This window comes from uncultured Limnohabitans sp. (assembly GCF_937889215.1).
Classification (GTDB): Bacteria; Pseudomonadota; Gammaproteobacteria; order Burkholderiales; family Burkholderiaceae_C; genus Limnohabitans_A.
On record NZ_CALBEX010000339.1, the window covers coordinates 1 to 8,831 of the forward strand.

The 8,831-nt window shown below is 58.9% G+C and carries 10 protein-coding genes and 1 pseudogene; 4 read left to right on the forward strand and 7 right to left on the reverse strand.

Features of this window, described 5'->3' with window-relative positions:
- The 3 genes from Q0341_RS08655 to Q0341_RS08665 all read left to right on the forward strand — a co-directional run.
- Nucleotides 1–894: NAD-binding protein (locus Q0341_RS08655; RefSeq protein WP_299512175.1), on the forward strand; the 894-nt coding region annotated here is incomplete at its 5' end.
- A gap of 3 nt (nucleotides 895–897) precedes the next feature.
- Nucleotides 898–1,452: an adenine phosphoribosyltransferase gene (locus Q0341_RS08660; RefSeq protein WP_299512177.1), complete on the forward strand. Its 555-nt coding sequence runs from the start codon at nucleotides 898–900 to the stop codon at nucleotides 1,450–1,452.
- 86 nt (nucleotides 1,453–1,538) lie between these two features.
- On the forward strand, nucleotides 1,539–2,075 hold the full coding sequence (locus Q0341_RS08665) for a 2,4'-dihydroxyacetophenone dioxygenase family protein (RefSeq protein WP_299512179.1): 537 nt from the start codon (nucleotides 1,539–1,541) through the stop codon (nucleotides 2,073–2,075).
- Between the two features lie 48 nt (nucleotides 2,076–2,123).
- On the opposite strand, the pseudogene Q0341_RS15255 reads toward Q0341_RS08665, so the two are convergent.
- From Q0341_RS15255 to rpmH, 7 genes and pseudogenes are all read right to left on the reverse strand, one after another.
- Nucleotides 2,124–2,323 (reverse strand): annotated as a pseudogene (locus Q0341_RS15255) (hypothetical protein).
- A gap of 96 nt (nucleotides 2,324–2,419) precedes the next feature.
- Nucleotides 2,420–3,397, reverse strand: a complete 978-nt coding sequence (locus Q0341_RS08675; protein ID WP_299512183.1) for a fatty acid desaturase family protein — start codon at nucleotides 3,395–3,397, stop codon at nucleotides 2,420–2,422.
- Between the two features lie 109 nt (nucleotides 3,398–3,506).
- Nucleotides 3,507–4,919, reverse strand: coding sequence for a tRNA uridine-5-carboxymethylaminomethyl(34) synthesis GTPase MnmE (gene mnmE, locus Q0341_RS08680; protein ID WP_299512185.1), 1,413 nt, complete (start codon nucleotides 4,917–4,919; stop codon nucleotides 3,507–3,509).
- A 70-nt stretch (nucleotides 4,920–4,989) separates the two neighbouring features.
- Nucleotides 4,990–6,669, reverse strand: coding sequence for a membrane protein insertase YidC (gene yidC, locus Q0341_RS08685; protein ID WP_299512187.1), 1,680 nt, complete (start codon nucleotides 6,667–6,669; stop codon nucleotides 4,990–4,992).
- Nucleotides 6,666–6,938, reverse strand: coding sequence for a membrane protein insertion efficiency factor YidD (gene yidD, locus Q0341_RS08690; protein ID WP_299512195.1), 273 nt, complete (start codon nucleotides 6,936–6,938; stop codon nucleotides 6,666–6,668). The genes yidC and yidD overlap by 4 nt, the downstream gene beginning before the upstream one ends.
- Complete coding sequence (locus Q0341_RS08695; RefSeq protein ID WP_299512190.1) at nucleotides 6,938–7,420, reverse strand: ribonuclease P protein component; 483 nt, start codon at nucleotides 7,418–7,420, stop codon at nucleotides 6,938–6,940. The genes yidD and Q0341_RS08695 overlap by 1 nt, the downstream gene beginning before the upstream one ends.
- 80 nt (nucleotides 7,421–7,500) lie before the next feature.
- Entirely contained in the window at nucleotides 7,501–7,635 is a 135-nt protein-coding gene (gene rpmH / locus Q0341_RS08700) for a 50S ribosomal protein L34 (RefSeq protein WP_005798102.1), read from the reverse strand.
- A gap of 240 nt (nucleotides 7,636–7,875) precedes the next feature.
- Between rpmH and Q0341_RS08705 the strand changes: the two genes are divergently transcribed.
- Nucleotides 7,876–8,831: chromosomal replication initiator protein DnaA (locus tag Q0341_RS08705; protein WP_299512193.1), on the forward strand; the 956-nt coding region annotated here is incomplete at its 3' end.

An 8,831-nucleotide genomic window follows, 5' to 3' on the forward strand; every position in this document is an offset into this window, starting at 1 on the left:
GTGCTCGCGAGCATGGTGTTGTCCATGGTGGCCACCCCCTTCATGATCATGCACAGCGACCGCCTTGTCTTGAAGGTCGTGGCCGGTGAGTGGCTGCAGCAGTCGCTCCAGATGACGAACATCGCGCGCAAATCGATCAACGCCAACAAGCATGTGATCATCTGCGGCTATGGCCGCTGCGGGCAAAACTTGGCCCGCATGCTCGACAAAGAAAACATCCCCTACATGGCGCTGGACCTTGACCCCGACCGGGTACGCCAAGCCGCCGCGGCAGGCGACTCGGTGGTGTTTGGGGACGCCAGCCGCTTGCAAGCCCTGATGGCGGCAGGCTTGGCCAGGGCCAGTGCCGTGGTCATCACCTACTTGGAAGTGGCCGCCGCCATGAAGGTGCTCGACCATGCCCACAGCCACGCCCCGCAGGTGCCGGTGATTGTGCGCACGCAAGACGACATCGACTTGGAGAAATTGCTGGCGGCCGGTGCCACTGAAGTGGTGCCCGAAGCCATCGAGGGTTCGCTCATGCTGGCCAGCCATGCTCTGGCGCTGGTGGGCGTGCCCATGCGGCGGGTGATCCGCATCGTGCAAGACCAGCGCGATGCACGCTACAACTTGCTGCGCGGCTATTTCCACGGGGCCGACGACGACACCTTGGACGAGCTCGATCACGAGCGCTTGACCACCGTGGTGATGCCTGTGGCCTCGCCCTGGTTGGGCAAAAAGCTGCAAGACCTCGCCTTCCACGCCATGGGCGTGCGGGCCGTCAACCTGCGCAGGGCCAATGGCCAAACAGAACCCGTGAACGATGACACCGAGCTGCAGGCCAACGACGCCTGGGTGTTGTCGGGCACATCACAAACCTTGGCCGTGGCCGAAGAAAAACTATTGAGAGGCTGAGGCATGGACGAGCTGAACGTCAACGATTATTTGAAAAGCCACATCCGCACCGTGCCCGACTGGCCAGCCCCGGGCGTGCAGTTTCGCGACATCACACCCTTGCTGCAAGACCCTCGCGTTTTTCGCGTGCTGATCGACGCTTTTGTGCACCGCTACATGGCCCCCGACTTGCGACCCGACGTGGTGGCTGGCCTGGATGCGCGTGGTTTTATTTTGGGCTCAGTGGTGGCCTATGAGCTGGGTTTGGGTTTTGTGCCGATCCGCAAGAAAGGCAAGCTGCCCTTCACCACAGTGGAAGAAACCTACGAGCTGGAATACGGCAGCGCCACGGTAGAGCTGCACACCGACGCAGTCAAACCCGGCCAGCGGGTGCTGCTGATTGACGACTTGATCGCCACCGGCGGCACCATGATGGCGGGCAAGAAACTGCTCGAAAAACTCGGCGCTACCGTGATCGAAGGCGCGGCCATTGTGGACTTGCCAGAGCTGGGCGGCTCAGAGCGCATCAAGGCCAGCGGCCTGGAACTGTTCAAGCTCGTGTCTTTTGAAGGACATTGAGACCGTTTGAATGCTGTCACCCCCGGCGCTGACAGGCCTGTCCGTCCGCTTTAAGCTGGGGTTTTCATCTGATCCAGGACTGTCTCATGAGTTCACCCCACACCCCGTCAGCGGCCGACGACGACCGCGTCCCCTACGCCAAACCTCAACCTTGGGGCATGGCTGCTGACATGGTGGTGCACGACGTGCAGACCGAAGACGAGCGCCTGTGGGCTCCGGTGGCACCGGGCATCTGGTCGCGCCCTTTGCATCTGAATGTGTCGGGTGGTTTTTATGTGCACCTGCTCAAAGTCAAGCGTTCAGGCCTGCTGCAGCGTCACCGCCATTCCGGCATGGTGCATGCCCACGTACTGCGCGGCAAATGGCTGTACCTGGAACACGACTGGGTGGCCGAAGAAGGCAGCTACGTGTTCGAGCCACCTGGCGAAACCCACACGCTGGTCGTACCCGACGACTGCCAAGACATGGTGACGATGTTCACCGTGCACGGCGCGCTCATGTATGTCGACACCCAAGGCAACGCCACCGGCTACGACGACGTGTTCACCCGCATCGAGAAGTACCGGGCCCATTTTGAGGCGGTGGGTCTGGGGGCGGATTACGTGAAAAATTTCATGCGCTGAGCGCCGTTCGAATGCCAAAGCGCCCCTGACGCCAGCAAGCGCTTGGGCTCAGCTTAGCACCATGCCGCCATCGAGGTGAATCGACTGGCCTGTCATGCCTCTGGACTCGTGCGAGCCCAAGTACATCGCCAGGCTGGCGATTTCAGAGGGGTCCAGCACTCGGCCCAAAGGCACGCGGGGCAAATGGCGTTGACCGTGACTTGGTAGGGACTTGCCTCTAAGGCCACACAGCGCGTCAGGCCCACCACGGCGTGCTTGCTGACGTTGTAGGCGCTTTGGTTGCGTGAGCCCCATTTACTTGATCTTCGAGGCGTTTGGACATGTGCTTCCTTGGGGTCAACCGTTCAAATGAGCGCGCTGCGCTTTCGCGTGTCTTGGGGCACGCCACGACTGGGATCGTCATGCGCTTGAGATACGGCTTTGCGTAAAACCTCGGTGTAACCACCAGCCAGCTCCATGCGAGGGCCAAAGCCTTGTTCGATCAAGATGCGGTGCGCCGCAGGCAGCTTCCAGCAGGGCGTGAACACAAACAGGTGGTGCTCCAGGTGGTAGTTGACCCAGTATGGTGCCAGCACCATGCGCATCCCCCAGTTGGCCAGCGTGGTGCGGGTGTTGCGCAAGCGGTCATCGTTGTTGCCCACCACCGCGTGTTCGGCAATGTTGCGGATACGGCTGATGACTTGGTACCAGGTCAGCAAAGGCAGCAACCACAAAGCGAAGTAAGCCCACCACACACCGGCCGCGGTCGTGCCAGCGAAGACCAGCAGATTGGTCAGCGCGAAATATTTTTCAGCTTGAAACAGCTTTTTCCAGCGTTGCAGGCGACTGGGGTCGTTCCCCATTTCAATGCGAAAGGTTTCCATGCGCCGCTGGTAACCGGTGATGCCCAGAATGTCGCGCCGCATTTTGCGCCAAAAGCTTTGTTTCGTGATCGGGAAAGGGGCCGACAAAATCAGGTCGGGATCTTCGGCTTGCTGCGTATGGCGGTGGTGGCTCAGGTGGTAGGGGCGGTACAGCGTGAGGCTTGCGCCGACGGGCCAGCCACACAAATAAGCACCCACGGTGTCGTTGAGTCGGGCATTTTTGAACAGGGCGCGGTGCGCCGCATCGTGCATCAAAATCGCCAAGCCCAGCTGCCGCCCGCCAATGACAACCACGGCGACGATGAAGCTCAAGGGGTTGGGCCAAGCAACGAAAAACGCCATGGCCAGTGCGATCACGCCCCAAGCGTGCAACACCAAATACGCGCCCATCCAGTCCGAGCGCTCACGCAAATGCGCGTCTTGTTCGGGGTTGAGTTGGGGCTGGGTGTCGGTGGTCATGGCAAGGGCACGGGGCAAAGGCACCATCTTGTGCCTGTTGGTCTTTTCAAATAGTCACAGGCGTGACCTTTTCGGGGCTTTCCCTGAGCGCTTGCGTGTTTTTACCGACTCACTTACCGATGCAAAAACTCGAAAAAATCACGCCCAACAAATCGTCGGCGCTGAACTCGCCCGTGATCTCATTGAGCGCGTTCTGGCCCAGCCGCAGCTCCTCGGCCAGCAGGTCCAGGTTTTGCGCTTGCGCAGCCAGGTGGGCGTCGGCCACTTGCAGGTGCTCGCGCACGCGGTGCAGCGCCTGCACATGGCGTTCGCGGGCAATGAACAAGCCCTCGCTGGCTTGCTGCCAACCGGCTTGCTGCAGCAGCTTTTGACGCAGGGCTTGCAGACCTTCACCGGTTCGGGCTGACAGGGTCAAGCCCACACGTTCAGCTTGGCTCAGGGCGGCATCGGCCTTGTTCCAGACATCGATCACCGCCACGCTGGCAGGCAGCCGGCTTCGCAAGGCGGTGGCGATGTCTGCGTCGGCCGTGTCGTAATCGGCTTCACCCATGCGCGTCAGGTCGTGCAAAAACAGCACCGCGTCGGCGTTTTCAATCTGACCCCAAGCGCGGGCAATGCCGATCTGCTCCACCTCGTCCACACCTTCACCTTGGCGCAGCCCGGCGGTGTCGATCACATGCAGCGGCACGCCTTCGATTTGGATGGTCTGCTGCACCACATCGCGTGTGGTGCCAGCAATGGGTGTGACGATGGCCAGCTCGGCTCCAGCCAGTGCGTTGAGCAGTGAGCTTTTGCCCGCATTGGGCTGGCCCGCAATCACGACCTTGATGCCTTCACGCAGCAAAGCGCCTTGTTTGGCTTTGCCCAGCACCGTGTGCAGCGCGGTTTGCAATCGGCTCAATTGCCCTTGGGCGTCGGCCTTTTGCAAAAAGTCGATTTCTTCTTCCGGGAAATCCAACGTGGCTTCGACCAGCATGCGCAGGTGGATCAAGGCGTCGCGCAGCACATGGATTTCTTTGGAAAAATCACCCGCCAACGAGCGACTGGCGCTGCGTGCTGCCGCCTCGGTGCTGGCATCAATCAGATCAGCAATGGCTTCGGCCTGGGCCAAATCAATTTTGTCGTTCAGGAAAGCGCGTTCAGAAAACTCGCCCGGCTGCGCCACGCGCAAACCGGTCAACCGCGGCTGGCCCGTGGACGGGTCCACTTCCGCAGCCGCTTGCAGGCACCGCGCCACCAACAACTGCAGCACCACCGGACCCCCGTGCGCTTGCAACTCCAGCACGTCTTCACCTGTGAACGAGTGCGGGGCCACAAAGTGCAGCGCCAGGCCGTGGTCGATGGGGCTGCCATCGGCATCTGCAAAAGGCAGGTAGGTGGCTTCACGCGGTCTGAGCGGCCGCCCGCACAAGGCCTGAATCAACGATGACAAATTTCGACCCGACACCCGCACGATGCCCACGGCACCACGACCGGGGGCTGTGGCGATGGCGGCGATGGGTTGCTGGTGACGGGCGAGCATGTGAATTCAAATGGCGAAAGCGGGAGGGCTAGGCAGCCCAAAAAAAGGCCGCTTGCGCGGCCTTTTGCAGTTACTTGAACTTGGGCAGGTTGAACTGCGGCGGCACGCCCATGCGGGTGTTGATGACCCACTGCTGAGCGATAGACAAGATGTTGTTCGTGATCCAGTAGAGCACCAGGCCTGCCGGGAAAAAGAAGAACATGACCGAGAACACCATGGGCATGAGCCACATCAGTTTGGCTTGCATTGGGTCTGGCGGCGCAGGATTGAGCGCGGTCTGCAGCAGCGTGGTCAAGGTCATGACCACAGGCAAGATGAAAAAGGGGTCAGGTGCTGACAAGTCATGGATCCAGCCGATCCAGGGCGCATTGCGCATCTCCACGCTGGACAACAGCACCCAGTACAAGGCAATGAAGACAGGAATTTGGACCATGATCGGGAAGCAACCGCCCATCGGGTTGACCTTTTCCTCACGGTAGATCTTCATCATTTCCTGCTGCATCTGCTGCGGATTGCTTTTCAGACGCTCACGCATTTCCGTGATTTTGGGGTTGATGGCCTTCATTTTGGCCATGCTGGAGTAAGCCTTGGCGTTGAGCCAATAAAAAGCGATTTTGAGCAAGAGCACCAGCGCCACAATCGACCAGCCCCAGTTTTGCAGCACAGTGTGGATTTGGTCCAGCAGCCAATACAAGGGCTTGGACAACATGGCCAGCCAACCGTAGTCTTTCACCAGATCCAAGCCTGGCGACAAAGCTTCGAGTACTTTTTCTTCTTGAGGGCCGCTGTACAACAGGTTGCTGACGGTTTTGGACTGGCCAGGGGCCAGGTCGGCCACCGGGGTGATCATGCCCACGGCATACAAATTGGTGTCAACCTTGCGCACGAAGTTTTCGCGCTGCACACCCTCGGGCAACAACCAGGCGCTGACAAAATAATGCTGCACCATGGCCACATAGCCATTCATCGAAGTCTTGTCGATCTCGGCCTTGTTGTTTTCGATGTCCTTGAAGTCCACCTTGTTGTATTTCTTGGCATCGGTGTAAATGGCCGGGCCAGTGAAGGTGAAGTAGAAAGACGATTCACCTTCGGGCTTGTTGCCATCACGCACCAGCTGCAGGTACAGCTGGGGCGACACGGTAGATTGACCGTTGTTCACCACTTCGTGCTTGACGTCGATGACATAACTGCCGCGCTTGAGCGTGTAAGTCTTGACTAGCTTGACGCCGTTCATTTCGGCCGATTCAAACCGCAAAGTCAATTCGTTTTGACCGTCTTTCAGGCTGCGATCGCCGCTGAAGCTCATGCGTGTTTTGTGGTTAGGGAAATCACCCCCGATCAAACCCGTTTGGGACATATAGACACGGCTGCTGCTTTGGTCCAGCAAGACCATGTTGATCTTAGGGTCAACCATATCCCGGTGCTTCGTGAATTCACTGCGCACAAGTGAGCCGCCTTCGGTGTCAAAGCTGAGCTTGAGCACATCGGTTTCCACCTCGATTTTCTCGCGGGGAGCGGTCGAAGCCACAGGCGCGGAAGAGGGCACCTGACCCGGTGTTGCGGTGACGACTGCTGTCGCAGCAGGCACGACATTGGCGCTGGAAGCAGCAGCCACAGGCGCGGGTGCGCTCACTTCGGGCTTGGGGAAGAACGTGGCTTTGTGGCCGTTGTGCAGCTGCCACTGGTCCCACAACAGGACCAGGGAAAAACCAAAAATCACCCAAAGGATGGTGCGACGGATATCGTTCATGGGATCTTCTTTGACGAAGTAGGAGATAACAAAGCAGTGAACAAGCGCGGGGCTTGCGCGGGAACGGGGTCGTGGCCACCCTGACACCAAGGACCACAACGCACCAGACGGTGCACGGTAAGATAACTGCCTTTGGCCGCGCCATGGCGCTCCAAAGCTTGCAAAGCATAAGCCGAACAACTGGGCTCAAAACGGCAAGAGGAACCCAGCCAAGGACTCAGCAACAAGCGATAGCCGCGCACCAAGCCCACCAACAAACGCTGCACGATCATGCCTGAACCCCTTCGGTGGCTCGGTCAGATCTCTGATCGGATGAGGGTCGCCCCTCTTGCCGCACAGCGCGTTCGAACAGCTGTTCGAGCTCTTGCCGCACAGCCAGCTTCAGGGGTTCCGAAGTGGCGCTGATGAATTTTTGCCGGTCAAATGTGGTGCGCAAACGAACCACATGGGCCGCCACAGGCAAACGATCGCCAAAGCGCTCGCTCACGGTGTAGATCTGGCGTTTGATGGCATTGCGCGTGACCGCTCTGCGCGCCCACCGCTTGGGCACCATGGCACCCAGCCAAACGTCAAACATGCCAAAAAGGGTCTGCCCCCCTGAAGGGGCAGACCCATCTTGTTCAGCAGTAGCCAATGAGGTGTCTGTGGGCGCGGTCAAAATCATGCGATGTAACGCAAAATGCGCCGTCCGCGAGACCGTACCACCCGCCAGGGCAGCCTGAAATTGTGGGCGTGTTTTTAAACGCTGCACGATGGCCAAACCCCGGCATCAACCGCCTGCGGTGGCCACAGACCACAACCAGACAGTCGAATAGGCATCTGAAGCCCGAATCAGACAGCCAGGCGCTTGCGGCCCTTGGCGCGGCGCGCATTGATCACGGCACGGCCGCCGCGGGTTTTCATGCGAACCAGAAAACCGTGGGTACGGGCGCGACGTGTCTTGGAGGGTTGGTAGGTGCGTTTCATAACTGTTCCTTTGTGCCCAATGCCATGAATCAGCGTTGGGCGAAACCCAAGATTATCGCAAACTTTCGCAAGCCCGGCAAATTTACTGTCATTAACACCATCAGGGTGAGTCCGGAGTGCGCGTCGATCAATGTGGTTTATGATCGCCCTCCCGACCCGAATCGGCATGTGGATAAGCTCTGAATAAACCAGACAGTCCCGCCGCTCCTAGCTCCAACTGTCCACAATAAAAAGTACTACATGCCCGAGGGAATGACCCCAGAATTTCAGATGGACGCAGGCCCTTCCTTGTGGCAAACCTGCGTTGAAGAGTTGGCACGCGAGTTGCCAGAACAGCAGTTCAACACCTGGATCAAACCGCTCAGCGCGGTGGTTTCGGAAGACCAGCAAAGCATCACTTTGTACGTGGCCAACCGCTTCAAACTCGACTGGGTACGCGCCCAATATGCGAGCCGTCTGGCCGCCTTGCTGGAAAATTTGCAAGGCCATCCCGTCAAAATAGAGTTAGCAATCACTCCGCGTGAAGGCGGCGCCAGACCATTAAAAGCATCGACACCATCGTCTATGGAGTCGCCTGCCGAAGCGCTGGTTGTGGTGGACGAGCCCGCAGCCAACACCTTTCGCAGCCGCCTCAACAGCGCGCTGAATTTTGACAACTTGGTCGAGGGCACCGCCAACCGCATGGCGCGTGCGGCAGCCATGCACGTTTCGGGCTCGCCGGGACAGCTTTACAACCCCTTGTTCATCTATGGCGGCGTGGGTTTGGGCAAGACCCACCTGATGCACGCGATTGGCAACAAGCTGCTGGCCGACCGCCCTGAGGCCAAGGTTTTGTACATCCATGCTGAACAGTTTGTGTCGGATGTGGTTAAAGCTTACCAACGCAAGACTTTTGACGAGTTCAAACACCACTATCACTCGCTCGATTTGCTGCTGATCGACGACGTCCAGTTCTTTGCCAACAAAGACCGCACGCAAGAAGAATTCTTCAACGCCTTTGAGGCCCTGTTGGCCAAAAAATCACACATCGTGATGACCAGCGACACCTACCCCAAGGGCCTGGCCGACATCCACGAGCGCTTGGTTTCGCGCTTTGATTCGGGCCTCACGGTGGCCATGGAGCCGCCCGAACTCGAGATGCGGGTGGCCATTTTGATCAACAAGGCCATCAGCGAAGGCAGCGAAATGCCTGAGGA

Excerpts from the sequence above, each read along its gene's own strand:
- Q0341_RS08660 (WP_299512177.1), top strand. The coding sequence starts at position 898 with ATGGACGAGCTGAACGTCAACGATTATTTGAAAAGCCACATCCGCACC.
- Q0341_RS08665 (WP_299512179.1), top strand. The coding sequence starts at position 1,539 with ATGAGTTCACCCCACACCCCGTCAGCGGCCGACGACGACCGCGTCCCC.
- Q0341_RS08675 (WP_299512183.1), bottom strand. The coding sequence starts at position 3,397 with ATGACCACCGACACCCAGCCCCAACTCAACCCCGAACAAGACGCGCAT.
- mnmE (WP_299512185.1), bottom strand. The coding sequence starts at position 4,919 with ATGCTCGCCCGTCACCAGCAACCCATCGCCGCCATCGCCACAGCCCCC.
- yidC (WP_299512187.1), bottom strand. The coding sequence starts at position 6,669 with ATGAACGATATCCGTCGCACCATCCTTTGGGTGATTTTTGGTTTTTCC.
- rpmH (WP_005798102.1), bottom strand. The coding sequence starts at position 7,635 with ATGAAACGCACCTACCAACCCTCCAAGACACGTCGCGCCCGTACCCAC.